The organism is Pantoea allii (assembly GCF_046529425.1).
GTDB classification, from domain to species: Bacteria; Pseudomonadota; Gammaproteobacteria; order Enterobacterales; family Enterobacteriaceae; genus Pantoea; species Pantoea allii.
In genome coordinates this window covers 4,239,744-4,264,463 of sequence record NZ_CP125958.1, presented here as the reverse complement: position 1 = coordinate 4,264,463, position 24,720 = coordinate 4,239,744, and the positions used below count along the sequence as shown (strand labels likewise).

Annotated in this window: 21 protein-coding genes; 12 read left to right on the top strand and 9 right to left on the bottom strand. The window is 55.9% G+C overall.

Annotated elements, in window-relative coordinates; translation table 11 throughout:
- The first annotated feature begins 16 nt into the window (after window positions 1-16).
- From QNH99_RS20025 to QNH99_RS20005, 5 genes are all read left to right on the top strand, one after another.
- The gene (locus QNH99_RS20025) at window positions 17-1,261 is read left to right on the top strand and encodes an MFS transporter (protein WP_096011411.1); all 1,245 of its coding nucleotides are present in this window, start codon (window positions 17-19) and stop codon (window positions 1,259-1,261) included.
- Window positions 1,262-1,501: 240 nt separating this feature from the next.
- On the top strand, window positions 1,502-3,019 hold the full coding sequence (locus tag QNH99_RS20020; RefSeq protein ID WP_410517117.1) for a carbohydrate porin: 1,518 nt from the start codon (window positions 1,502-1,504) through the stop codon (window positions 3,017-3,019).
- Between the two features lie 66 nt (window positions 3,020-3,085).
- Window positions 3,086-4,456: a sucrose-specific PTS transporter subunit IIBC gene (locus QNH99_RS20015; RefSeq protein ID WP_063878055.1), complete on the top strand. Its 1,371-nt coding sequence runs from the start codon at window positions 3,086-3,088 to the stop codon at window positions 4,454-4,456.
- On the top strand, window positions 4,456-5,865 hold the full coding sequence (locus QNH99_RS20010; RefSeq protein ID WP_256852048.1) for a sucrose-6-phosphate hydrolase: 1,410 nt from the start codon (window positions 4,456-4,458) through the stop codon (window positions 5,863-5,865). Before QNH99_RS20015 ends, QNH99_RS20010 begins: the two co-directional genes overlap by 1 nt.
- Before the next feature lie 29 nt (window positions 5,866-5,894).
- Entirely contained in the window at window positions 5,895-6,911 is a 1,017-nt protein-coding gene (locus QNH99_RS20005; protein ID WP_063878057.1) for a substrate-binding domain-containing protein, read from the top strand.
- 6 nt (window positions 6,912-6,917) lie between these two features.
- Here the strand turns inward: QNH99_RS20005 and dsbG are convergent, their stop codons facing one another.
- The 5 genes from dsbG to QNH99_RS19980 are packed head-to-tail and all read right to left on the bottom strand — an operon-like array spanning window position 6,918 to window position 10,690.
- Window positions 6,918-7,670, bottom strand: coding sequence for a thiol:disulfide interchange protein DsbG (gene dsbG, locus QNH99_RS20000; protein ID WP_063878058.1), 753 nt, complete (start codon window positions 7,668-7,670; stop codon window positions 6,918-6,920).
- Window positions 7,671-7,691: 21 nt separating this feature from the next.
- The gene (locus QNH99_RS19995) at window positions 7,692-8,120 is read right to left on the bottom strand and encodes a DUF6691 family protein (RefSeq protein ID WP_218994683.1); all 429 of its coding nucleotides are present in this window, start codon (window positions 8,118-8,120) and stop codon (window positions 7,692-7,694) included.
- Between the two features lie 15 nt (window positions 8,121-8,135).
- Entirely contained in the window at window positions 8,136-8,561 is a 426-nt protein-coding gene (locus QNH99_RS19990; RefSeq protein WP_218994684.1) for a YeeE/YedE family protein, read from the bottom strand.
- 24 nt (window positions 8,562-8,585) lie between these two features.
- On the bottom strand, window positions 8,586-9,881 hold the full coding sequence (gene blh / locus QNH99_RS19985; RefSeq protein WP_410517116.1) for a bifunctional sulfur transferase/dioxygenase Blh: 1,296 nt from the start codon (window positions 9,879-9,881) through the stop codon (window positions 8,586-8,588).
- Window positions 9,882-9,898: 17 nt separating this feature from the next.
- Entirely contained in the window at window positions 9,899-10,690 is a 792-nt protein-coding gene (locus QNH99_RS19980; RefSeq protein ID WP_410517115.1) for a sulfite exporter TauE/SafE family protein, read from the bottom strand.
- Between the two features lie 185 nt (window positions 10,691-10,875).
- Between QNH99_RS19980 and QNH99_RS19975 the strand changes: the two genes are divergently transcribed.
- Window positions 10,876-12,111 (top strand): NAD(P)/FAD-dependent oxidoreductase, encoded by a 1,236-nt coding sequence (locus QNH99_RS19975; protein ID WP_172897544.1) that lies wholly within the window; start codon window positions 10,876-10,878, stop codon window positions 12,109-12,111.
- Between the two features lie 10 nt (window positions 12,112-12,121).
- Here the strand turns inward: QNH99_RS19975 and QNH99_RS19970 are convergent, their stop codons facing one another.
- Together QNH99_RS19970 and QNH99_RS19965 are read right to left on the bottom strand one after the other, a co-directional pair.
- Window positions 12,122-12,442, bottom strand: a complete 321-nt coding sequence (locus QNH99_RS19970) for a DsrE family protein (RefSeq protein ID WP_172897543.1) — start codon at window positions 12,440-12,442, stop codon at window positions 12,122-12,124.
- A gap of 220 nt (window positions 12,443-12,662) precedes the next feature.
- Window positions 12,663-13,172 (bottom strand): phenolic acid decarboxylase, encoded by a 510-nt coding sequence (locus QNH99_RS19965; protein ID WP_410517114.1) that lies wholly within the window; start codon window positions 13,170-13,172, stop codon window positions 12,663-12,665.
- Between the two features lie 98 nt (window positions 13,173-13,270).
- On the opposite strand from QNH99_RS19965, the gene QNH99_RS19960 reads away from it, so the two are divergent.
- Window positions 13,271-14,140, top strand: a complete 870-nt coding sequence (locus QNH99_RS19960) for a LysR family transcriptional regulator (RefSeq protein ID WP_410517113.1) — start codon at window positions 13,271-13,273, stop codon at window positions 14,138-14,140.
- Window positions 14,141-14,323: 183 nt separating this feature from the next.
- On the opposite strand, the gene QNH99_RS19955 is transcribed toward QNH99_RS19960, so the two are convergent.
- Both QNH99_RS19955 and QNH99_RS19950 read right to left on the bottom strand, forming a co-directional pair.
- The gene (locus QNH99_RS19955; protein WP_410517112.1) at window positions 14,324-15,214 is read right to left on the bottom strand and encodes a siderophore-interacting protein; all 891 of its coding nucleotides are present in this window, start codon (window positions 15,212-15,214) and stop codon (window positions 14,324-14,326) included.
- 15 nt (window positions 15,215-15,229) lie between these two features.
- The gene (locus QNH99_RS19950; RefSeq protein WP_283349816.1) at window positions 15,230-16,441 is read right to left on the bottom strand and encodes an MFS transporter; all 1,212 of its coding nucleotides are present in this window, start codon (window positions 16,439-16,441) and stop codon (window positions 15,230-15,232) included.
- A gap of 132 nt (window positions 16,442-16,573) precedes the next feature.
- Between QNH99_RS19950 and iucA the strand changes: the two genes are divergently transcribed.
- The 5 genes from iucA to iutA are packed head-to-tail and all read left to right on the top strand — an operon-like array spanning window position 16,574 to window position 24,540.
- On the top strand, window positions 16,574-18,298 hold the full coding sequence (gene iucA / locus QNH99_RS19945; protein ID WP_410517111.1) for an aerobactin synthase IucA: 1,725 nt from the start codon (window positions 16,574-16,576) through the stop codon (window positions 18,296-18,298).
- Entirely contained in the window at window positions 18,299-19,246 is a 948-nt protein-coding gene (gene iucB, locus QNH99_RS19940) for a N(6)-hydroxylysine O-acetyltransferase (protein ID WP_410517110.1), read from the top strand. It begins immediately after the preceding gene.
- A complete protein-coding gene (iucC, locus tag QNH99_RS19935; protein ID WP_096011424.1) occupies window positions 19,246-20,979 on the top strand; it encodes an aerobactin synthase IucC in 1,734 nt (577 codons plus the stop codon). Before iucB ends, iucC begins: the two co-directional genes overlap by 1 nt.
- 3 nt (window positions 20,980-20,982) lie before the next feature.
- Window positions 20,983-22,317: an NADPH-dependent L-lysine N(6)-monooxygenase gene (gene iucD / locus QNH99_RS19930; protein WP_096011425.1), complete on the top strand. Its 1,335-nt coding sequence runs from the start codon at window positions 20,983-20,985 to the stop codon at window positions 22,315-22,317.
- Window positions 22,318-22,344: 27 nt separating this feature from the next.
- Window positions 22,345-24,540 carry a ferric aerobactin receptor IutA gene (iutA, locus tag QNH99_RS19925; RefSeq protein WP_109716729.1) on the top strand — a complete coding sequence of 732 codons (2,196 nt, stop codon included), beginning with the start codon at window positions 22,345-22,347 and terminating at the stop codon, window positions 24,538-24,540.
- Window positions 24,541-24,720: the final 180 nt, after the last annotated feature.

Genomic DNA, 24,720 nt, shown 5'->3' with positions numbered 1-24,720 from the left:
CTTGAGGACGTCCGTTATGTACTATTTAAAAAATTCGAATTTTTGGCTGTTTGGTTTTTTCTTCTTCTTTTACTTTTTCATCATGGGTGCCTATTTCCCGTTCTTCCCTATCTGGTTGCATGATATCAACCACATCAGCAAAGGGGATACCGGCATTATTTTTGCCAGTATTTCGCTGTTTTCTCTGCTGTTTCAGCCGCTGTTTGGCCTGTTGTCCGATAAGCTTGGCCTGCGCAAACACCTGCTGTGGGTGATCACCGGCATGCTGGTGATGTTCGCCCCTTTCTTTATTTACGTTTTTGGCCCGCTGTTGCAGGTGAATATTCTCGCAGGTTCGATTGTTGGCGGTATTTACCTGGGCTTTATCTACAACGCCGGGGCACCGGCAATTGAAGCCTATATTGAGAAAGTCAGTCGCCGCAGCAACTTTGAATTTGGTCGGGCACGTATGTTTGGCTGCGTAGGTTGGGCCTTGTGCGCCTCTATCGTCGGTATCATGTTCACCATCAACAACCAGTTCGTGTTCTGGTTGGGCTCAGGCTGTGCCGTGATTCTGGCGCTGCTGCTGTTCTTCTCCCGTACCAGCACCTCGTCGTCAGCCACGGTGGCCCAGGCGGTTGGCGCGAATCAGTCAGGCTTCAGCCTGAAGCTGGCTCTGGAGCTGTTTAAGCAGCCAAAGCTGTGGTTTTTGTCGCTGTATGTGGTGGGCGTGTCCTGTACATATGATGTGTTTGACCAACAGTTTGCTAACTTCTTCACCTCTTTCTTTGCCTCCGGCGAGCAGGGCACGCGGGTATTTGGCTATGTGACCACCTTAGGCGAATTACTGAATGCCTCGATCATGTTTTTTGCCCCGTTGATCGTCAACCGTATCGGCGGCAAGAACGCCCTGTTACTGGCCGGAACCATTATGTCAGTGCGCATTATTGGTTCCTCCTTTGCCACTAGCGCCGTGGAAGTGGTGATCCTCAAAACGTTGCATATGTTTGAGATTCCCTTCCTGATTGTTGGCTGCTTTAAGTACATCACCAGTCAGTTTGAGGTGCGCTTCTCTGCCACGATTTATCTGGTGTGCTTCTGTTTCTTCAAGCAGTTAGCCATGATTTTCATGTCGGTTCTGGCAGGTAACATGTACGAAAGTATTGGCTTCCACGGTGCCTATCTGGTGCTGGGCTGTATTGCGATGGCCTTTACGTTGATCTCGGTTTTCACCCTCAGTGGGCCGGGGCCCTTGACGCTTTTACGCCGTCAGGCTGCCTGACCTCACTGTCTTAACCTGACCGGATGGGCTCGATGGCGCATCCGGTTGTCTGCTTTCTCACCGCTTTCCCGCCTTCTTTTTCTGCCGCATCGCTTCATTTTGCGAACTGTCTCACATTCATAAAATCGGTTTAGCAAATTACTTTGCCTGAAAATACATCGATGAATATCATCCGCAAACTAAACCGGTTTAGCAAAAAAAACGACATCATTACCGTTACCTTTTCTGGGATGTAAAACGATGAGAAAAAAGGCACTTGCCGTCACCGTTGGTCTGCTATTGAGTTCGGGGCCGGTTCTGGCAGCAGAACCAAGCATGAGCAGTATTGAAGCACGGCTGGCAGCACTGGAGCAGCGGTTACAGGCGGCAGAACAGCGGGCGAATGCGGCAGAAAATCGCGCGGAAGCGGCAGAAAAACAGGCTCAGCAGCTTGCCAGCGCACAGCAAAAGAGCCAGGCCACCGCGACACAGGTTGAACAGCGTACGGCGAAGCTTGAACAGAAAGCGAGTAGTGAAGAGGTTTTTGAATTTCACGGCTATGCCCGCTCTGGGTTGCTGATGAACAGTTCGGCGACGAAAACCCAGGGTGGCCCCACCGTGACGCCTGCGGGGGAAACCGGCGGGCACGTGGGACGTCTGGGTAACGAACCTGATACTTACGTAGAGCTGAATCTGGAACATAAACAAACGCTGGAAAACGGCGCGACCACCCGCTTCAAGGCGATGCTGGCCGACGGTCAGCGTACCTATAACGACTGGACGGCTTCCAGCAGCGACCTCAATCTGCGTCAGGCGTTTGTCGAACTGGGCCAGCTCCCGACCTTCACGGGGGCGTTCAAAGACACAACCGTCTGGGCAGGTAAACGCTTTGACCGGGATAATTTCGATATCCACTGGATCGACTCCGATGTGGTGTTTCTCGCCGGTACCGGGGCGGGTATTTACGACATGAAGTGGAGCGATCAGGCTCACAGTAACCTGTCGCTGTATGGACGTACGTTCGGTGATATTGAGAATAACGATAACACCGCGCAGAACTACATCCTGACCGCCAACAACTTTTACGGCCCGTTCCAGCTGATGCTGAGCGGCATGCGCGCGAAAGACAACGATGACCGACTGGATGTGAACGGCCTTAAAGTCAAAGGCGACGCCGCAAATAGCGGTGTCCATGCGCTGCTGGGGCTGCACAACGACAGCTTCTATGGCCTGCGTGAAGGGTCTGCGAAAACCGCGCTGCTCTACGGTCACGGTTTAGGCGCAGAGGTGAAAGCCATTGGGTCAGACGGGGCGCTGTTACCGGATGCCGATACCTGGCGACTGGCCAGCTACGGCATAACGCCACTGGGCGGCGACTGGCATATCGCGCCAGCGGTGCTGGCACAAAGCAGCAAGGATCGTTACGTCAAGGGCGACAGTTATCAGTGGGCCACCGCCAATATGCGTCTGATTCAGGGGATAACGGAGAACTTTGAAATGCAGTATGAAGCCACCTATCAGTATATGGATTTACGTCCAGAGGGCTTCAACCAGCGCAGTGCGGTCAGTGGTAACTTCTACAAACTGACCGTCGCGCCTACGCTGAAAGCCAGCAACGTAGGGGAATTCCTTAAGCGACCGGAAATTCGCCTCTTTGCCACCTGGATGGACTGGGACCACCGACTGGATAACTATGCGCGCGGCGATGCCTTTGGTAGCAGCGGTTTTGAAGCCGGCGGTGAATGGAACTTTGGCGTACAAATGGAAACCTGGTTCTGACGATCCGGCCCTGCGGGGCCGTTTCTGGCGGGTTGACACCATCACACGATAACACAGAGGTTTTTTATGGATTTTGTACACATCTCCCGTGCATTACTGCCGTTGCTGGGTGGCAAAGAAAATATTGCCAGCGCGGCGCACTGCGCGACCCGGCTCCGGCTGGTGCTGGTCGATGACGCCAAAGCGGACACCAGCGCAATTGGTAAGATCGACGGGGTAAAAGGCTGTTTCCGTAATGCCGGACAGCTACAGGTGATTTTTGGCACCGGGGTGGTCAACAAAGTCTACGCAGCCTTTGTCGCGGAAGCCGGTATCAGCGAATCGAGTAAATCTGAAGCGGCCGACATTGCCGCCCGCAAACTCAACCCGTTCCAGCGGATTGCCCGGTTACTGTCGAATATTTTTGTTCCGATTATTCCGGCGATTGTTGCATCCGGCCTGTTAATGGGCCTGCTGGGGATGGTCAAAACCTATGGTTGGGTTAACCCGGAAAATGCCCTGTATATCATGCTGGATATGTGCAGCTCGGCGGCATTTATTATTCTGCCGATCCTGATTGGCTTTACGGCGGCGCGTGAGTTTGGCGGTAACCCATTTTTGGGGGCCACGCTGGGCGGGATTCTGACCCATCCGGCCTTAACCAATGCCTGGGGCGTGGCGTCCGGTTTCCACACCATGAACTTCTTTGGGATTGAAGTGGCGATGATCGGCTACCAGGGCACGGTGTTTCCGGTGCTGCTGGCCGTGTGGTTTATGAGCCTGCTGGAAAAACAACTGCGGCGCATTATCCCTGACGCGCTCGACCTGATTCTGACCCCGTTCCTGACCGTCATTATTTCTGGCTTTGTGGCGTTGCTGATTATCGGTCCGGCGGGACGCGCGCTGGGTGACGGCATCTCTTTTATACTCAGCACGTTAATTGCCCATGCTGGCTGGCTGGCCGGCTTACTGTTTGGTGGGCTTTACTCAGTGATTGTGATTACCGGCGTGCACCACAGCTTCCATGCCATTGAAGCCGGACTGCTCGGTAATCCCGCTATCGGCGTCAATTTTCTGTTACCCATTTGGGCAATGGCGAACGTTGCCCAGGGTGGCGCGTGTCTGGCGGTGTGGTTTAAAACCAACGATCCTAAGATCAAAGCCATTACCTTACCTTCGGCGTTTTCGGCCTTACTGGGGATCACCGAAGCCGCCATCTTTGGTATCAATCTGCGCTTTATGAAGCCGTTTATCGCCGGATTGATCGGGGGAGCCATCGGCGGTGCCTGGGTGGTGTCCGTTAAGGTCTATATGACCGCGGTCGGGCTGACCGGCTTACCCGGTATGGCGATTGTTCAGGCCAGTTCGCTGCTGAACTACGTTATTGGTATGGTTATCGCCTTTAGTGTCGCCTTTGTGATCGCTTTCCTGCTGAAGTACAAAACGGATTCTGAATAATGGCCCTGAAAAACCTGCTGCCCGCCATGCTTAAGGCGGTAATGAAAGGCCAGCCCAACGCGCGTGAGGACAGCCACTATCCCGGCTGGCACCTGGCACCGGTGACGGGGCTGCTGAACGATCCCAATGGATTTATCCACTTCAACGGACAGTATCATCTGTTCTATCAGTGGAATGCACTGGGCTGCGAGCATAAGCACAAATGTTGGGGCCACTGGCGTTCAGCCGACTTACTGCACTGGGAACACGAGCCGGTCGCGCTGTTGCCCGATGAAGAGTATGACCGCAGTGGATGCTATTCCGGCAGCGCGGTGGACAACAACGGCGAGCTGACCCTGTGTTACACCGGTAACGTCAAATTCGAGGACGGCTCGCGCACCGCCTGGCAATGCCTGGCCGTGCAGAACAGCGAGGGCGGATTCGACAAGCTGGGGCCGGTCATTCCGCTGCCCGAAGGCTACACCGGCCATGTCCGCGATCCTAAAGTCTGGCGGCATGGTGCGCACTGGTACATGGTGCTGGGCGCGCAGGACAGGCAGTTACAGGGCAAAGTCCTGCTGCTGCGTTCCAGCGACCTGCACCACTGGGAAAACCTGGGCGAAATTGCCGGTAGCGGCCTGGGAGGACTCGGCGCGGCAGGCTATATGTGGGAATGTCCCGACCTGTTTACCCTGGGAGCCTCGACGTTTCTGATCTGCTGCCCGCAGGGCATTGCCCGGGAAGAGAAGCGCTACCTGAACACCCATCCCTGCGCATGGCTCAGCGGCACGCTCGACTATGAGCAGGCGCATTACCAGCACGGCGCCTTTAATGAACTGGATGCCGGCTTTGAATTTTATGCCCCGCAGACCACGCTGACCCAGGACGGACGCAGGCTGCTGGTGGGGTGGATGGGCGTACCGGACGGTGAAGAGATGCGCCAGCCGACCGTGGCGTTTGGCTGGATTCATCAGATGACCTGCCTGCGTGAGCTGACGGAGCGGGAAGGCCGACTGTACCAACAGCCGGTCGCGGAGCTGCAGGCGCTGCGGCTGGACGAGCAGCGCTATCACGGCAGTGCGGACTGGGCACCCGAGATAGAGGCCCGGCGTCTTGAGCTGGTGCTGACGTCTGACGGCGATATCATGCTGGACTTTGCCGATACGCTGCGGCTGAGCTGGCATCAGGATGCGCTTTGTCTGGCACGCCGCAGTCTGGAAAACGGCGAATGGCTTTATCGTCACTGGTGCGGCCGCGCACGCAAACTGCATATTCTGTGCGACCACTCCAGCGTAGAGATTTTTATCAACGACGGAGAAGGTGTGATGAGCAGCCGCTACTTCCCGCAGCATCCTGCCCGTTTACACCTGAGCGGCAGCGCAGAAGTCACTGCCTGCTACTGGTCGTTACGATCCTGCATGGTAGAATAAGCCCTTGTTTCCTTAAACGAAGCACCGACGTGAAAAAAACAAAGCGCGTTACCATTAGTGATATCGCTGCGCTGGCCGGGGTGTCAAAAGCCACGGCCAGCCTGGTGCTCAACGGGCGCGGTAAAGAGCTGCGCGTGGCAGAAGAGACGCGCGATCGCGTCATGTCCCTTGCACAACAGCACCATTATTTGCCAAGTATCCACGCCCGACTGCTGCGCGAAAACCGCAGCCATACGTTAGGGCTGGTGGTACCGGAGATCACTAACTACGGTTTCGCCGTTTTTTCTCACGCTCTGGAAAACCTCTGTCGTGAGGCCGGGCTGCAACTGCTGATCTCCTGTACCGATGAAAATGCCAGCCAGGAAACGTTGGTGGTGAACAACCTTGTCTCACGTCAGGTGGATGGGCTGATCGTCGCGTCAAGTCAGCAAAGCGACAGCGATTACCTGAAGCTGAGTGAACAACTGCCGGTGGTGCTGTTTGACCGTCATGTGAATAACAGCAGTTTGCCGCTGGTGATCACCGATTCCATTACGCCGACCGCCGAGCTGGTAGAGCGCCTGGCGCGTGCGCATCCCGATGAGGTGTATTTCCTGGGCGGTCAGCCACGACTTTCGCCGACCAAAGATCGTCTGGCCGGTTTTATGCAGGGGCTGGAGCGCGCCGGTGTGAGTCCACGTCCGGAATGGATTATTCAGGGCAACTATCATCCCAGCAGCGGCTATGAAATGTTTGCCGCCCTGTGTGCCCGTCTTGGCAGACCACCCAAAGCGCTGTTTACCGCCGCCTGTGGCCTGTTGGAAGGGGTACTGCGCTACATGAGTCAGCACCGTCTGCTGGAGAGTGATATTCACATCGCCAGTTTCGACGATCACTACCTGTATGATTCGCTGTCACTGCATATCGATACCGTGGAGCAGAACGTCCCTCGCCTGGCGCAGGAGTGTTTTTCCGTCATTACCCAGATGATTCAGGGGCAGGAACCGGCGGACAAGCAAATTATTTTGCCCGCCAGGCTGCGTTACCGGTCATCTCTGGCGCGTTAACGCCGCTTAGCGACAGGCAGCCAGGTCCGTCATCTGCTGCTTATCAGGCAGGCCAACTATCTGTTGGAGTTTTTGGTCATGATTCAGGTAGTAGATAGCGGGCGTGCCGTTGGCACCCAGCTCCTGCATCAGTGCCTGATTATGCTGAATCTGATCGAACAGCGCCCGTGGGGTGCTGTCCGGGAAGACCGGTTTGGTTTGCCCCTGCGAGCGTTCAAAATCCTGCCAGGCTTTGGCGGGATCGGCTGCCGCCAGAATGGCAGAAGCATAGCGCCCACTTTCAGGTTTAAGAATACCGACGAGCTGCGTTTTGATGCTGAGCGTGTTGTTCTGCACCCACGGCTGCACCTGCTGCCAGAACGTTCGGCAGTAGGGGCAAAACGGATCGGCAAACACCACCACCTGACAGCGGGCTGTGGTGCTGCCTTCATTGATGCCCGGCATGGCCTGAAGCCGCTTCCACATTGCACGCCCGGCGGGCAGGTAAATTTCATCGTTGATGATTTTTTCGCTGAGGTTATTGCCCTGAGCATCGTACATATAGCCCGAAATCGCATGCTGACCGTCTGGCGTCAGGTAAACGGTGACGCCGGTGCCTTGATATTTACCTAACCAGCCCTGAACCCCGCCGGGGGCCGTAAAGGGTTTGATTATTTCCACGCCCTGTTTTTCAATTTGCTGGACGGGCGCTGGCAGCGTAGCCGCCTGGGTCGTGCTGCTAAACAGCACGGCGGAGATCGCTATCCTGAAGGTTTTCATTAATCCCTGTCTTGTGTGAATTCACGTTATGTTGGTGGATGAGCGGTGGTCGAACCACGCAAAAAACAGCATACCTGCCAGCATAGCCATCATGAAGACTGCGCCTTTAAGTACACCGCCGCCGATCAGTACCAGCGCCGGGCCGGGACAGATGCCCGCCAGTCCCCAGCCGATCCCGAACAGGATAGCGCCGATGATAAGCCTTTTATCCAGTGCCCTGTTGGCGGGAAGATGGAAAGTTTCGCCCCATACCGGGCGCTTCCGGCGGGAAGCCAGCCAGAACGTCAGCCGCCCGACGATAATCGCGCCGCACATCACCAGGGCCAGAGACGGGTCCCAGGTGCGGAAAATGTCCAGAAAAGCCAGAACCTTAGCCGGATTCGCCATGCCGCTGACGAGTAAGCCCGTGCCAAATAACAGTCCACTCAGCAGAGAAAATAAAACGGCCATCGTGCCTCCTGGGTTTTACCCGTGACCCATCACGCCAACGGTCAGCATGGCGGTTAACATAAAGACCAGTGTCGCAACCAGTGAGCGCGGCGACAGCCGGGATAATCCACACACGCCGTGACCGCTGGTGCAGCCCGAACCCAGACGCGTTCCCAGCCCTACCAGTAAGCCAGCAAGCACCAGCTGCCCCCACGAGGCGTCAATCTCGATTGACGGCAGGGCGCTGAAACGTTGATACACCAGCGGCGACAGGACCAGCCCCGCGATGAAGGCCAGCCGCCAGGGCTTATCGGATGACCGGCGTTTAAGCAGACCGCCCAGAATGCCGCTGATACCGGCTATGCGGCCACAACATAGCACTAACATGCCCGCCGCCGCGCCAATCAGCAGCCCGCCCGCCAGGCTTTGCCACGGAGTAAAATGGATCAGGTCAATATGCATGACGCTCGACTCCTTATGCCCTGCTTACGTCTTAAGTGAAAAGCGGTTTAACGGGATTTTCAGATAGCGCTCGCCGTCGCTCTCCGGTTCAGGTAACCGTCCGCCGTTGATATTGACCTGCAGCGCCATCAGCATCAGTTCAGGAAGCGGGAGCGTGGCATCACGCTGCTGTCGCCGGGCAATAAACGTGTGTTGATGCTGATTCACAACCCAGGGATTGTTTTCCCGCTGCTGGCGTACCGTGCTTTCAAACTGCACGTCGCGCCCGTCAGGACGATAATCATGCCCGGTAAATAAACGGGTGTCGTCAGGTAACTGCAGGATGCGCTGCAGGCTGTCCCATAATACGGCAGCGCTGCCGCCGGGGAAATCAGCCCGTGCCGTGCCGCTGTCGGGCATAAAGAACGTGTCATGGATAAAGGCACAGTCAGCGATGTGGTAGGTTACCGACGCCAGCGTATGACCGGGAGACAAGATGACCTCGCCACGCAGGTTACCCACATAAAACACATCGCCGTCCTTGAACAAGGTGTCCCAGATTTTATCCGCTGGATTAAGGTCGGGCAGGTGATAGAGTTTTTGCCACAGCCGTTGTACCTCGGCGACCTTTTCGCCAATGCCCGTGGGCGCAGCGGTTTGCTCAGCCAGCCAGGCTGCGGCAGAGAAGTGATCGGCATGAGGATGGGTATCCAGAATCCACGCAACCTGCCAGTTTTTTTGCTGAATGAAATCGAGTAGGCGTTGAGCCTGCTGGGTGGATACCGCGCCTGAGCGGCGATCAAAGTCCAGCACCGGATCGATAATGGCACAGCGTTTGGCCTGCCCGTCAGCGATGACATATTGCAGGCTTCCGCTCTCGGGTTCATAAAAATGATGGACTTCTGCCTGCGGCGGTTTGCGTACTCTGTTGGCATACCAGGTCAGGGCTTTGTCGGCGTCGGCACCGAACTGCTGGCATTGAGCGCGGAATTCGGCCTCATCAATCAGCCCTTCGCGTAAATCGTGCAGCAAAAACAGGCTTACGGAGCGCGCGCCGCTTCGACAGTGGGCAAGGATTTTCCCACCGCGTTCCACCCGGCGATGAAAAGCATCCACATATTCCCAGCTCAGCGTGTCAAACGTGAACGGCATATAGACATAGTCCATGCCCAGTTGCTCAGCCAGCGCTTTCTCCTGTTGATGGTGAAGAAAGGGGCCGTCTTCCTCATCAGGACGATTATTCACCACGAGCTGATAGCCCAACTGATGCAACTGCCGGAAATCCTCTGCAAGCGGGGCATCGGCAAAGGCGATTTGCGCATTAAAATGGCGAATATTCATCAGGTTTTTCCGTTTTTTCAGAGATTTTTAAGCAACATGTAACTGGCCATCACCATGAGCATGGTCGAAAAGACCGCGTTAATCGCGCGCTCATTCTTCTTCAGACGGTTGGCCACCGCCACACCCAGTAAGCCGCCCAGCAGGCCGCCCGCAATCAGATAAGCGGTCATGACCAGCGACACTTTTCCGGCCAGGGCGTAGCTTGCGCTGGTTGAGATCCCCATGGCGAATACCACCATCAGCGACGTCGCTATCGCCTCCACCACGGGAAAACGAAACAACCAGACAAGCACCGGCACCACTAAAAATCCGCCACCGATGCCCATAAATCCGGCCAAGCTGCCCAGCAGCAGCACGCTTCCCCAGACGAGGATGGGGGAAATGTGTTTCTCATGTGCAGGCGCGTCGGGCGAATGACGGTGTTTCCTCAGCATCATCAGCGCCACGGTAAACATCAAAAGCGAAAACGGCAGTAACAGGTATTGCCCACTGACGATTTTCCCCAGTTCGGCGCCGAGCAGCGCGCCGCACACCGCCACGAGCGATATCGTCGTGCCCGTCGCCCATCTGACATTTCCCTTTCGGCCGTGGGCAAAAAGATTGATCAGGGCACTGATTGCCACGGCGATAGCGCTGGTGCCGATGACCCGATGTGTATCGGGGACTTTCACCAGGTACAGCAGCAGCGGCACGCACACGACCGATCCACCCCCGCCGGTCAGCGCCAGAAAAAAGCCCACGGCGATACCTGTTGCGATTAGCAGGCACATCGTGAGGGCAGAAAGATGGGTAAATTCCTGAATGACCATTTTCATTCCTGACGCTATTTTTAAGGTATTAAAGAGGGGCGACAAATAACTGTCAATCTATTATTTCTTTTTGCTATATCATATAGCTAAATATTATAAATGATTTTTTTTATAACTTTAAAGTCTATTGATTCGCTTTATCTCTGTGCCGCAATCCACTACGGTTAAACGAAAGGGAGGCCTGCATGAACGATAAAAATAATCCCCATCATCCTCATCTTGTTGTTATTGGTGGTGGATCAGCTGGAATTGGCGTCATCGCAAGTATTAAGAAACGCATTAAGAACATCAAAATAACCCTCATTGAGCCTAAAAAAGAGCACTATTATCAACCCGCCTGGACGCTGGTCGGCGCAGGATTATTTTCCGCTGAAAAAACCCGCAGACAGATGGATGCGGTTATTCCGGCAGGCGTGAACTGGATTAAGGATGCGGTAACCCAGATATCACCTGAACAGAAATATATTGAAACTGCCTCTGCCCAAAAAATAGATTATGACTACCTGATTATCGCCAGCGGTCTGGTCCTGCGCTGGGACAAAATCAGTGGTCTGAATGAAACCCTGGGCCGCAATGGCGTAACGTCAAACTATCGATACGATCTGGCGAGCTACACCTGGGAACTGGTGCAAAATCTGAAGCAGGGGAAGGCTATTTTTACCCAGCCGGGGATGCCGATAAAATGCGCGGGTGCGCCGCAGAAAGCGCTCTATCTCTCTGCCGATCGCTGGCAGCGTCAGGGTTGTCTGGCGCAGATTGATATTCAATTTTGTCTGGCGGGTCAGGTGGTCTTCGGCGTGCCCGAATTTGTCCCACCGTTAACGGCTTACCTGGAGAAATACCGGGCGCAGGTGAATTTCGGCCATGTCCTTACCGGCGTCGATGGTATGAATAAGCAGGCGATATTTACCGTCACCGATGCTGACGGCAGCACGCGTGACGTTACCCTACCGTTCGATATGCTCCATGTTGTCCCGCCTCAGGCCGCGCCTGAGTTTATCGCCGAAAGCGGTCTGGCGGATGCTGCTGGCTGGTGTGATGTCGATAAAGAGACGCTGCAGCACAGCCGCTGGCCAGATATTTTTGCTTTGGGCGATTGCTGTTCAACACCGAATGCCAAGACGGCCGCCGCCGCCCGTAAACAGATCGTGGTGGTGGCGGAAAACCTGAGACAGGTCATTGACGGAGGTGTGCCTGAAACGCGTTACGATGGCTACGGCTCCTGCCCGCTCACCGTGGAGAAAGGGAAAGTCGTGCTGGCGGAGTTTGGCTATGGCAACCGCCTGCTTCCGACTTTTCCGCTCCATTCAGCCCGACCCAGTCGCGCCGCATGGTGGTTAAAAGCCTGGTTTTTGCCGCGTTTCTATTGGGCTGGCATGTTGCGCGGAATTGAGTGGTTTGCTAAAAGTAAGCCGCTGTAGAGCAAGCCGATCAAGGGCGAATGTATAATGCGCCCTGCGACTGCTGGTCGATAATATAGGTAATCGCTGCCGGAACCACGTGAAAGGTTACTGGCAGCGTGCTGACGTCAATATGTTGCGCATTAAGGCTATTCTGACAGAGTAATAATGTGACGGTCGGTGCCTGCTTAAGGGCGTCAGAAATAATCCTGCCAATAACATCGCTAACCGCGTCGCCATTAAAGACAATGGCAATGTCGCCGTTAAAACCCGCTTCTTTAAGCAGGTTGCCTGCATTAGCAAAAGCATTGTCAATACGGTTTTTATCGGGGACGTGCAAAATTATCTTCATTCTGTGCCTCGGCGGTATTTACCGCAACGGAAAAAGACGTCGATGGCACAGGATAAAACATCAACAGGGACAGATGAATTTGACGATTGAAAGCAAATATGTCGTCGGCGATTCGCGTTAAATAAAAACAGAAACGCTTGTTGTATTATCGCGGTAATAACCGGGGGATTGCTGTATGCGTCTTTCCAACAGGAAAAGGGGCATTGCCCCTTTGTTCAGATTAATTTTTCAGATTTTCAGGGAAATTTGCGGGTAATTCACTTGCGGCACAGGCAATCACGTCTTCGTTATTTTTTCCCGCATCACGCACAAAGGTGATGGTGGCAAACTCATCAATCACTTCTATTGGATAGGTTGGGCCGGCATCGCGGTACTTCGCCATTTCTTCCAGGTGGTCGTTCTGGAAACACACGGTACGCTCAGGATTGTTGATGACCCAGCGCGGGAAGAAGATGGTGCCGTGGAACAGTTTATCGCCCAGGTTAGCAATCAGGCTGACGTTGGTGCCGGTCGGCTCAGTCCAGGAGACTTTATAGATATCTTCACCGACTCTGACAACGTAAACATGCTGATTTTTGACCCAGCGGTTGCCCACCATGCCGCTGTGAATGCGGTAATCGATGGTGTCTTCATTTTTAATATACAGCTCGTAGTTCCAGCCGTTGTCATAGGTATAAACCAGATGTTTACCGATAAAGCCGTCAAGATTGTGTTTGTCAAAGCTGCTCATAATTTGTTCTCCTCTTTGGTTGAACCCAGCTTAACCATTCACTTTATGAATTAAAAACGCTAATTTACGATGAAATTGATTCAGAAATTGGATGTGTTATGCACAAGACGACGCTGGAGCAGTGGAGTTTGCTGGACAAGGTGGTGCGCGAGGGCAGCTTTGCCAGGGCCGCGATGCTCACCAATCGCAGCCAGTCCTCCGTGAGCTATAACCTTGCCATGTTGCAGCAGCGCATTGGCATTACGCTTTTGCATACCGAAGGACGCAAGGCCGTGCTGACGCCCGCAGGGGAATTGCTGCTGGCGCAGGTGCGGCCGTTACTTAAAGCCTTCCATTCGCTGGAGGCGTTTGCAGGCTCAATACGCAGCGGCGTCAGGACAAAGCTGGAACTGGTGGTCGACAGCATCTTTCCGCGTCGTCGCCTGTTTTCCGTCCTTAAGGCGTTTCAGCAATGCCATCCTCACACCCAGATCAACCTTACCGAAGTGCTGGAAACCGACACCGACTACGCCGAGGCCGACGTGATGGTGGTGACCCAGCGCCAGGATATGGCCGGGCGGGGTGAGTGGTTAATGAACGTGGATTTCGTTGCCGTGGCTCACCGTGACCATCCGTTGCACCATCGCAGGGTGACGCTCGACGAAGAACAGCTGGCGCTGTATCCGTTGATTCGTATCGCCGACCGGGAACATTTCACCGTGCAGGATGAGAGCAGTAATGGCGACTACTGGTCGTTTTCGACTATCGAGGCGGCGGTAGAGGCGGTGATGCATCAGGTGGGCTATGGCTGGATTCCGCATGAGCGCATCGAGCAGGAACTGGCGCAGGGAACACTAAAAATATTGCCCTTACAGCATGGCGTCCGTCGCGCCACCACGCTGCATTTACTGATTAAGAAAGACATCCTGAGGCTGGACCCACAAATCGTCACTCTGCTCGATCTGCTGAAAAAGGCTACCCTGACCTGACCGGCCAGCTAAACGGGTCTGCGTTAACGAGCGTGGCCAGATTATGGCCCGTGCCGGTCTGACGGCGACACAGCAAACTGTGACAGCGGTCGAAATGGCTGGGTTTGTGGGCCAGCCTGAACACCACCGCTGCGCATAAACAGCGTCCAGAAATCCCCCAACGCGCCACTCTCGACAGGGCGTTTACTGGGCCCGTTTTTTGGCCCAGTAAGCCATAAAGTTGATCGCTTCACGATCGACGCCGCGTTCACCAATCAGGTGACGGCGTAATAACTTCACCACGGTCGACTCGGCGGCGACCCAGCCGTAAAACTCGCTGTTGCGGGCCTGAGCGCGATCCCACAGTAATTCGCCTTCTGCCTCTTCCTGTACGTCCTGCTGATGACCGCCATCAGGCACCTTAACCCGGGATTTTATCGCCTCGACCAGGCATTCGCCGTGTGAGGCAAAAGCGGGTTTGCGCGGCAACCAGGTGATGTCGGCAAATGCATAAGCCTGTAAACCGACGCAATCCTCCGCATCCGGGACTTCAAAAAACGCCTGCACTCGCGGCGGATTTTTCTGCCGGGACAGTTTTTCCAGGATGCCTTTCGCCGCGGGTAACGCGGTTTCATCGGCAATCAGTAACGCGTTGCGCAGCGCGTCCGGCGGCGTCCATTCATATCCGCCGCTGTCAGATGCATAGGCCGCATTAGGCGCAACGATCACCAGGCTGTCACCCGGCTGGGCGTTGATCGCCCAGGCTGATGCCGGGCCTTCGGTTCCGTGGCTGACAAACTCGATGGTGAGTTCCTGCTGGTCAGGATCGAGATGGCGCAGCGTATAGGTGCGCAACAGGGGACGCTGCTCTTTTGGCAGCGACAGAATGGTCTGATACCACTCACCGTTGTCAGGGAGCGTGGGCATGCTGCCATCTTCGGCAGGCAGCAAAATTTTAATTCGCTGGTCAGGCGCATCAGATTTCATCTGTGCGATGTCGGGGCCGTTAAACACCAGGCTCAGCATAGAGGGAGAAAGATGACGCTTGCGTGCCAGTTTTACGTCAAACAGGCGGTAGCTATGGACTTCAGCCATCGTCGTTCCTTTTAGTTAATAAGCCGATAAGGTGGAGCGGCGGCGTGCGCGCCAGATCAACGCTGACATCGCCATAAACAGCAGGGCAGCAGCGAAGGCGGCACCGATCAGCGCCGTTTCGCCATGCGACTGCGACACCAGTGGCACCAGCAGCGCGCATAATCCGTAGCCTAAGGTATGGCTGGTGGCTATCCAGCCTGCCCCCGCGCCGTCTGCCAGCTTGTCATTTAACAGCAGCTGATAGGCTGGCGTGCCCAGTGCAGCACCAAACGAAAGCAAGGCGCAGCCGGTATAAAACAGCCAGAGCGGCGTGCTCAGCATCATCCCCAGCCCCAGAGACATCAACAGCCCTGCGCTCAGCAACAGCGCAAGCGGCGTCAGTAACTGAGGGCGTAATACCGTGAACTGTGCGCCGAGTGAGGCGATCGCCGCCACGCTCAGAAGCCAGGCTACCTGATGGCTAATCGCGCCGGTATCACCAACAAACTGTCTTGCCAGCGCCGGGGACAGGCCCAACTGCATCAGGCTCACCGTTGCCGCCAGCAGCAGAGCGCACAGCAGATAGGGCAGACACTCGATGCGTAGCCGGGCATTGTTACGCGCCACGGCCGGTTGCGGCGCGTTACCGCGCAAAGGCAGTAACATCATCAGCGCCAGCAACGGCGCAACCACTAACAGTACCAAAGGTGCAAGGGGATGAATCACTAACATTCCGGCGGCACACAGCGGGCCAAACAGCCTGCCACAGCTCAGGCCGGAACTGATGGTGGCCAGGGCCGTCATGCGCTTACCTTCACCGGCCCGGTGCAGCGCCCATACCTGGCACGCCGGCACCATTGCCGACACCATCAGGCCATAAATGACCCGGGCAATAATTAGTATGCCTAATCCAATCGAGGGGCTAATGGACTGCGTGGAAAGAAGCGTACAGCCGATGCCCAGCAGTAAAAAACTGGCGCCATAACCGGCCAGCGACCACAGCACGACCGGTTTACTTCCCACGCGCGCGATCTGTTTTCCCCACCATGGCGAAGAGGGCAAAAACAGCATTGAGCCAAGCGTTAACAGTCCTGCCCAGACCGACAGGCTCAGACTGGTCTGCGCAACCAGCATCGGGATAGCCACCAGCAAACCATTCTGGCCGATGCCCAGCAATCCGGCGCTTATCGCTAAGGGCCAGTTAGATAAGGCTTTTTGCGGCGTCGCGGTCAGTTCAAGAGATGTCACGATGTTGCTAACCCGTATCTTTGTTGTATGTATTTGTAAAATTTATTCCGCCAATTCTAACAATTGTCGTTGATAATGAGAACTGTTATCGGCAGAATTCGCATTATCATAACGCCTGGAAATTGTTTGATAATGATTCAATCAACACACGAGGGAGCCTGGGATGTGGCAGCACAGTGCTTCCTGAATTCCCTGATCCGTGAAACCAAGGACTGGCAACTCAGCCAGGGTGAACCCGCAGAATTAGTGATTCCGTTGGACGATGAGAAGGCCCTACACTTTAAGGTGGCTTACTTTTCTCCCACGCAGCACCACCGTTTTGCTTTCCCGGCCCGACTGGTCACGCATCGCGACAGCCAGCCAGTGGCGTTCGCGACCGTTGCCAGACTGATTGTCGATAAGCTGCAAAACCAGCAACAGCTGCCCGCCGCTGGCTGTGAGGCGTTTTACCAGCGTGTTATGGAAAGTCACGCCCATACCGGTGAGGCAATCGCTGCCCGTCATGACTGGAACGGCCTACGTGAGCAAGCCCTGAACTTTGCCGAGGCCGAGCAGGCACTGCTGGTCGGGCACGCCTTCCATCCGGCACCCAAGTCACACGAACCCTTTACGCAACCGCAGGCCGAACGCTACCTGCCTGATTTTGCGCCACATTTCCCGTTACGCTGGTTCGCGGTGGATAAAGACCACCTGGCGGGCGACAGTCTGCAGCTGACTTTACAGCAGCGCCTGACGCGCTTCGCGGCTGAAAACGCGCCGCAGTTACTGCATGCGCTGACCGATCGGCAGTGGCTGTTCCCGCTCCATCCCTGGCAGGCGGACTATCTGCTCCAGCAGACCTGGTGTCAGCAACTGGTGGAGAAAGGCCTGGTGACTGACCTGGGGGAAGCCGGTGCGCCCTGGCTGCCCACCACGTCATCGCGTTCGCTGTACTGTGCGACCAGCCGGGACATGATCAAGTTTTCCCTGAGCGTGCGGCTGACTAACTCCGTCCGCACCCTGTCGGTGAAAGAGGTCAAACGCGGCATGCGGCTGGCGCGTCTGGCGCAGACCGAACGCTGGCAGGACATGCAGGCGCGTTTCCCGACGTTTCGTGTCATGCAGGAAGATGGTTGGGCCGGACTGCGCGATGCGCAGGGCAGGATCATGGAAGATAGCCTGTTCGCGCTGCGTGAAAACCTGATTGTCGACAGGCCGCAGAGCCAGACCAACGTGCTGGTTTCCCTGACGCAGTCCGCGCCGGACGGCGGCGACTCACTGCTGTCTGCGGCGGTGAAACGCCTGAGCCAGCGTCTGAACATCAGCGAAAAACAGGCCGCCCATGCCTGGGTCGACGCCTACTGTCAGCAGGTGCTGAAACCGCTGTTCACTGCGGAAGCTGATTACGGTCTGGTGCTGTTAGCCCATCAGCAAAATATCCTGGTGGAGATGGCGCAGGATCTGCCGGTTGGCCTGATCTATCGCGACTGCCAGGGCAGCGCCTTTATGCCACATGCCGCAGGCTGGCTGGACGTGATTGGCGAAGTGCAGGCGGAAAACGTCTTTAGCCGCGAACAGCTGCTGCGCTATTTCCCCTACTACCTGTTAGTGAACTCCACCTTTGCCGTGACGGCCGCACTGGGTGCGGCAGGTATGGACAGCGAAGCCCATCTGATGGCACGGGTACGTGACGCGTTAAGCGCGCTACGAAACGAGGTGACGCACACGGACTGTCTTGACTACGTGCTGACAAGCCCGCACTGGAACGTCAAAGGCAATTTCTTCTGCTACCTGCACGATCACAATGAAAACACCATCGTCGATCCCTCGGTGATCTACTTTGACTTCATCAACCCACTGCTGTCTCAGGAGCGCTAAATGTCTCAGGCAAAGATTGTTCATAGTGGCCACGGCCTGCGCTGCGAAAAGTCAGGCAACACGCTGAATCTCGGCTGGGGACAGGACAACAGTGCGGTGCTGCATTTTTCCGGTCCGCTTGCCGAAGGCTGGCTGCGTGACGCGCTGGACCAGATGTTTATCGCGGCCCCGCAGCTTTCCGCCGTGGTGCTGCCCTACGCAGAATGGCGCGAAGAGCCACAGGCGCTGGCGCTGTTTGACGCACTAAAGAGCGATATCGTGCATCGCGATATGTTCTGGCAACTGCCGCTGTGGCTGTCTGCCCCGCGTCAGCAGGCCTCCGGGGAGATGGTGTTTGATGCCGAGCGTGAGATCTATTTTCCCCAGCGCCCGCCGCGCCCCAACGGCGAAGTTTATCGCCGTTACGATCCGCGCGTGCGCCGTACGCTGAGTTTTCGCGTAGCCGATCCTGCCCGGGACGCAGAGGCGTTCACCCGCTGGATGAACGATCCGCGCGTAGATTACTTCTGGGAGCTGAGCGGATCGCTGGCGGTGCAGACCGCCTACCTTGAACGCCAGCTGACCAGCAGTTATGCCTTTCCGCTGATTGGCTGCTTTGATGATGAGCCTTTTAGCTACTTTGAAATCTACTGGGCGGCAGAAGACCGCATCGGACGGCACTACAGCTGGCAGCCGTACGATCGCGGTTTGCATCTGCTGGTGGGTGAGCCGCAGTGGCGCGGCCCGCACTTTGTGCAGAGTTGGCTGCGCGGCATCAGTCACTATCTGCTGCTGGACAACCCACAAACCCAGCGCCTGGTGCTGGAACCCCGTGCCGATAATCAGCGCCTGTTCCGCCATCTGGCACCGGCGGGCTACAGCACCGTGAAAGAGTTTGATTTTCCGCACAAGCGCTCCCGGCTGGTCATGACCCAGCGCGCGCGTTTCTTCGGCGAGGTGGGCCTGTGATGAATCTGCACGCATGGGACGCCGTTAACCGTCAACTGGTCGCGAAAATGCTGGCTGAGCTGGAGTACGAGCAGGTCTTTCAGGCGCAGCCTCAGGGCGAGAACCGTTACTGCATCAGCCTGCCGGGAGCCGAGTGGCACTTCACCGCCGAACGGGGCATCTGGGGCTGGTTGTGGATCGATGCGCAGAGCCTGCGCTGTGCGGAGGAGCCGATACTGGCTCAGACGCTGCTGTATCAGCTGAAGCCGGTGCTGTCGATGAGCGATGCAACGGTGGCGGAACATATGCAGGATCTCTATGCCACATTGCGCGGCGATCTTCAGCTTATGCAGGCACGTCAGGGCCTGGATGCGAACGCGCTCATTGATATGGATGCCGACCGCCTGCAGTGCCTGCTAAGCGGTCATCCTAAGTTTGCCTTCAATAAAGGCCGTCGGGGATGGGGACAAGAGGCGCTGGAGCGCTATGCACCCGAATACCTGAATACCTTCCGCCTGCACTGGCTGGCGGTGAAGCGTGACCATATGGTCTGGCGCTGCGACAGCGCGCTGGATCTCCAGCAGTTGCTACATGCCGCGATGGACAGCGGTGAATATGCGCGTTTCACTCAGGCCTGGCAGGACCAGGGGCTGGACGACAGCTGGCTGCCGTTACCGGTTCATCCCTGGCAGTGGCAGCAAAAAATTGCCCTCGATTTTGTGGCGGATCTGGCGACAGGCAAGATGGTCTCGCTGGGAGAATTTGGCGATCGCTGGCTGGCGCAGCAGTCACTGCGCACGCTGACCAACGCCAGTCGTCAGGGCGGGCTGGATATTAAACTGCCGCTCACCATTTACAACACCTCCTGCTATCGCGGTATTCCGGGCAAATACATCGCCGCAGGCCCGCTGGCATCCCGCTGGCTACAAAACGTCTTTGCCACGGACACGACGCTGCAGCAAAGCGGGGCGGTGATCCTGGGTGAACCTGCCGCCGGTTATGTTTCCCATCAGGCTTACGGCGCGTTGGCCGAAGCACCGTATCGCTACCAGGAAATGCTGGGCGTGATCTGGCGCGAAAACCCCTCACGCTGGCTGCACCCGGACGAAACGCCAATCCTGATGGCAACGCTGATGGAGTGCGATGAGAACCATCAGCCGCTCATCGGGGCTTACATTGCCCGCTCTGGCCTGAGCGCAGAAGCCTGGTTACGCCAGATGTTTCGCGTCTCTGTGGTGCCGCTTTATCACCTGTTGTGCCGTTATGGCGTAGCGCTGATCGCACACGGGCAAAATATTACGCTGGCGATGAAGGACGGTGTGCCTCAGCGCGTGTTGCTGAAAGATTTTCAGGGCGATATGCGGCTGGTGAAGGACGATTTTCCAGAGATGGATTCTCTGCCTCAGGACGTCCGCGATGTGACGGCACGCCTGAGCGCTGACTATTTGATTCATGACTTGCAGACCGGCCATTTTGTCACGGTCCTGCGGTTTATTTCGCCGTTAATGGCGCGCCTTGGCGTACCAGAACGACGCTTTTACCAACTGCTTGCCGCAGTGTTGAGCGACTATATGCAGGACCATCCGCAACTGTCGGCGCGTTTTGCGCTTTTCTCACTCTTCAAGCCACAAATCATTCGTGTAGTGCTGAATCCGGTAAAACTCACCTGGCCCGATCAGGACGGCGGAAGCCGTATGTTGCCCAATTACCTGGAAAATCTGCAAAACCCGCTGTGGCTGGTCACCAAGGACTGAATCATGACAAACACTGTTGATTTTATTGGCGTTGGCATTGGCCCGTTCAACCTGAGTATCGCGGCGCTGGCTCACGAGGCACAAGGGTTCACCAGCCAGTTTTTAGACAGTCGCCCCGATTTTGCCTGGCACCCCGGCATGCTGGTCCCGGACTGCCATATGCAGACCTCGTTCTTAAAAGATCTGGTGTCGGCGGTCGCGCCCACCAGCCCATTCAGCTTTGTGAACTACCTGGTCAAGCGTAAAAAGTTTTACCGCTTTATGACCACCGAATTGCGCACCGTTTCAAGGGATGAGTTTTCCGACTATCTGCGCTGGGCCGCCGAAGGCATGGATAATCTGCGCTTTAATCAGACGGTAGAACGCATCGATTTTGACGACGCGAATAAACGTTTTGTGATTCACAGCAACGGCGGCGAAAGCTATGCCCGCAACATCTGCCTGGGCATTGGCAAGCAGCCCTACCTGCCGCCCTGCGTGAACCGCATCAGCGCCACCTGCTTCCATGCCAGCGAAATGAGCCTGCGCAAGCCCGACCTGCGCGGCAAGCGTGTGGCGGTAATCGGCGGCGGTCAGAGCGGTGCCGATCTGTTCCTCAACGCCTTCCGGGGCGAGTGGGGCGAACCGGCTGAGGTCAGCTGGGTATCACGCCGCAACAATTTCAATGCCCTGGATGAAGCCGCTTTCGCCAACGAATACTTCACCCCAGAGTACGTTTCCAGCTTTGTCGGCCTGAACGAGCCTGCCCGGCAGAAAATGCTGGCTGAACAAAAGATGACCTCGGATGGCATTACGGCTGAGTCTCTGCTGACGATTTATCGCGAGCTGTATCACCGCTTTGAAGTGCAGCGACTGCCGCGCAATGCCCATTTGCTGCCGAGCCGTTCGGTGATTGAACTCAACAGCCATCATCAGGGCTGGCAGCTCCAGTTACAGCATCAGCTCGACCAGGGTTACGACCTGATCGACTGTGATGTCGTGATTTTTGCCACCGGCTATCGCCCGGCGCTGCCGGAACTGCTCTCTCCGCTGATGAGCCGCCTGACCATGAAAGACGAGTGCACGTTCAGCGTGCGTGAGGACTTCACGCTTGAGTGGAACGGGCCAAAAGACAATAACATCTTTGCGGTGAACGCCAGTATGCAGACTCACGGTATTGCTGAACCACAGCTCAGCCTGATGGCCTGGCGCTCCGCCCGTATTCTGAATCGCGCACTGGGACGTGATTTGTTCGATCTCAGCACGCCGCCCGCTCTGATCCAGTGGCGCAGCGTCAGCCGGGAAAAACCGCAGCATGGCGCTGCTTCCACCAAAAACTATACCGAGTCCTTGGGGTAAGTCTTAACCTCGCACGCAGGAACGATGATGAAAGCTAAAAACAAGAATATCTGGCTGCTCAATCCGCTGCTGTTAGCCATGATGGCACCGGCGGTTGCACAGCAAACCAGCGAAAATGAAATGGTCGTTTCGGCCAGTCGTACGCACCGTACGGTGGCTGACATGGCCCAAACCACCTGGGTAATTGAGGGGGCCGAACTGGAGCAGCAAGTCCAGGGCGGCAAAGAGTTTAAAGATGCGCTGGCGCAGCTGGTGCCGGGTCTGGACGTCAGTAGCCAGGGCCGAACCAACTACGGCATGAACATGCGTGGCCGCGCGATTGTGGTGCTGGTGGACGGCGTTCGCCTCAACTCTTCACGCACAGACAGTCGCCAGCTGGATTCGATCGATCCCTTCAACATCGATCACATTGAGGTGATCTCGGGGTCGACTTCCCTGTACGGCGGTGGCAGTACCGGTGGCCTGATCAACATCGTGACCAAGAAAGGCCAGCCGGGCACGCAGTTTGAGTTTGAAACCGGCACCAAAACCGGCTTTAACAGCAGTAAAGATCACGACGAACGCGTGGCGGGCGCTATCTCTGGCGGTAATGACCGCGCCTCAGGACGGCTGTCTGTCGCTTATCAGAAGTTTGGTGGCTGGTATGACGGCAACGGCGATTCGGTTCTGCTGGATAATACCCAGACGGGACTGCAATATTCCGACCGTCTGGATGTGATGGGCACCGGGACGCTGGAAATTGATGACCACCAGCAACTGCAACTGGTAACGCAATACTACAAGAGCCAGGGTGACGATGATTATGGTCTGAATCTGGGCAGAAACTTTTCGGCAGTAACCGGTAACGGTAACGCCTACACCAGTAAAGGGCTGGACTCGGACCGTATTCCCGGCACCGAGCGCCACCTTGTCAGCCTGCAGTACTCCAATACCGATTTCCTCGGTCAGGAGCTGGTGGGGCAGGTTTATTACCGGGACGAGTCACTGACGTTTTATCCGTTCCCAACCGTTTCTGGCGGACGCGTGACCAGTTTCTCCTCCTCAGAGCAGAACACCGATCAATATGGTGGCAAGCTGGCGATAACCAGTAAGCCCGTCGATGGGCTGGCGTTGACCTACGGTGTGGACGCCGATCATGAGCGTTTCAACGCTAACCAGATGTTCTTTGATTTGGGCCAGTCGGCAGCCTCGGGCGGGCTGAACAATCAGAGCATCTACACGACCGGTCGCTATCCGGGTTATGACATTACCAACCTGGCGACCTTCCTGCAGTCCAGCTACGACATTAATGATACCTTCACGCTGAGTGGCGGCGTGCGCTATCAGTACACCGAAAACAAGGTGGATGACTTTGTCGGTTATGCGCAGCAGCAGGCGATTGCCAACGGCACTGCCCGCTCAGCCGATGCGATCCCGGGTGGCTCAACCGATTACGATAATTTCCTGTATAACGCCGGTATCCTGATGCATATCACGGAGCGGCAGCAGGCCTGGTTTAACTTCTCGCAAGGCGTTGAACTGCCGGACCCGGGTAAATATTACGGACGCGGCACCTATGGTCGGGCGGTTAACGGCAATCTTCCGCTGATCAACAGCGTCAACGTGGATGCCAGCAAATTGCAGGGCATCAAAGTCGATTCGTGGGAGCTGGGCTGGCGCTATACCGGTGACAATCTGCGCACGCAGCTCAGCGCCTATTATTCGCTCTCAGACAAGAGTGTTCAGCAGAATCAGGATCTGACCATCAGCGTCGTTGACGATAAGCGTCGGATTTATGGTGTTGAAGGTGCCGTGGATTACTTTATCCCGGATACCAACTGGAGCACCGGTGCGAACTTCAATGTGCTGAAGACCGAGTCGAAAGTGGATGGCAGCTGGCAAAAATATGACGTGAAAGTCGCCAGTCCGTCGAAAGCAACCGCCTATGTTGGCTGGTCGCCCGATCCCTGGAGCCTGAAAGTCCAGAGCACCACCTCGTTTAATCTGAGCGATGATGCGGGCTATAACATTAACGGCTACACCACCGTTGATTTGATTGGCAGCTATGAGTTGCCCGTCGGCAAGCTGAGCTTTAGCGTTGAGAACCTGCTGGATCGCGACTACACCACGGTGTGGGGACAGCGCGCACCGCTGTTTTACAGCCCTACCTATGGTTCACCGTCTCAGTACCAGTACAAAGGCCGCGGTCGCACCTTTGGTCTGAACTACTCCGTGCTGTTCTGATTCCTGCTTCTGTGCCCGGCACCATCCGGGCCTGTTTTTTACATTCTTTCCCCTTTATCACAACAGGTTGCGACACAATAAAGTTAGCTACCTAATGAATTGTGTAATATTTCATCGTCAGATGCCGATAGTAGAAACATCCTCTACACAATGTTTCCTCTACATCAGGTGAATAAAGCT